General features: G+C 62.5%; 2 protein-coding genes and 1 pseudogene. 1 reads left to right on the forward strand and 2 read right to left on the reverse strand.

Going from position 1 to position 872, the window contains the following annotated elements; all coding sequences use genetic code 11:
- A pseudogene (locus RVY79_RS16700) lies at positions 1-310 on the reverse strand (hypothetical protein); the annotation flags it as partial.
- A gap of 34 nt (positions 311-344) precedes the next feature.
- Positions 345-506 (reverse strand): hypothetical protein, encoded by a 162-nt coding sequence (locus tag RVY79_RS16705; protein WP_225104336.1) that lies wholly within the window; start codon positions 504-506, stop codon positions 345-347.
- A gap of 109 nt (positions 507-615) precedes the next feature.
- On the opposite strand from RVY79_RS16705, the gene RVY79_RS16710 reads away from it, so the two are divergent.
- A partial coding sequence (locus RVY79_RS16710; protein ID WP_317465597.1) for a transposase occupies positions 616-872 on the forward strand: 257 nt, incomplete at its 3' end.

Genomic DNA, 872 nt, shown 5'->3' on the forward strand with positions numbered 1-872 from the left:
GATCGGCCTCGAACTCTCCAACCCCGTGTGGGCTGACCTTTACCTGTCGACCACCCAGCTCGAGGGTCAGCTCGCCATTGGTCACCGGCCGGTTGTCGGCAGCATGGTCGAGGTAGAGTGTGAGACGCTGGCCGTTCAGCACACCCACCAGTTCGAAGTCATCGGAAACTGCGGCAAAGCGCGGAAGCGCGGCCGCTGCGGGGGCAGGAGCGGCTTCGCCATGGTCATGGCCGTCGCCGGCCCACGTTGCGCTGGTGCCAAGCAGGAGGCTGGACAAGGCAGCAGCACGCCAGAAAGAGGATTGCGACATTTCTAAGGTTCCAGGATGGTTGAGCGCGCGCTGATCAGCGCGTGCCGGAGATGTCAGTGAAAGTCTCGGTCGGCTGCGGCAGCGTGCCTTGAGCCTGCAACAGGGACGAGATGGCCGCGGCATGCTCCACCTTGGCGAGCAGCGCCGCGCGCTCGGCCTCGGTGGCCTCCTGCTCGATGCGAAGGCGTGTCGGCATGTCCGTCTCGCCCATCGCGAACGACTTTTGGTAGAAGGTGCGCGTTTGTTGGGCTAGGGCGTGTTAACACTAATGGCGATCGTGGCGATTGCATCGGACAATCTCGGGCATGGAGATCACGCCCGCACAATTCGCCACTATTGAGCACTGCCTGCCCAAGCAGCGTGGCAACGTCAGCCTGAGTAACCTGCAGGTGGTCAATGCGATCCTCTATGTGGCCGAGCATGGCTGCAAGTGGCGCGGACTGCCCAAGCGCTTCGGCAACTGGCACACGATTTACACGCGTATGAACCGCTGGACCAAAGCAGGCGTCCTGGATCGCATGTTCGAGGAGTTACAGCGCGCGCAGGTCGTGCGCATCAAGAT

It is taken from the genome of Chromohalobacter sp. HP20-39 (assembly GCF_033052815.1).
Taxonomy (GTDB): domain Bacteria; phylum Pseudomonadota; class Gammaproteobacteria; order Pseudomonadales; family Halomonadaceae; genus Chromohalobacter.

What these genes read in the sequence shown, in the direction of transcription:
- RVY79_RS16705 (WP_225104336.1), bottom strand. Translation starts at nt 506, where the DNA reads ATGCCGACACGCCTTCGCATCGAGCAGGAGGCCACCGAGGCCGAGCGC.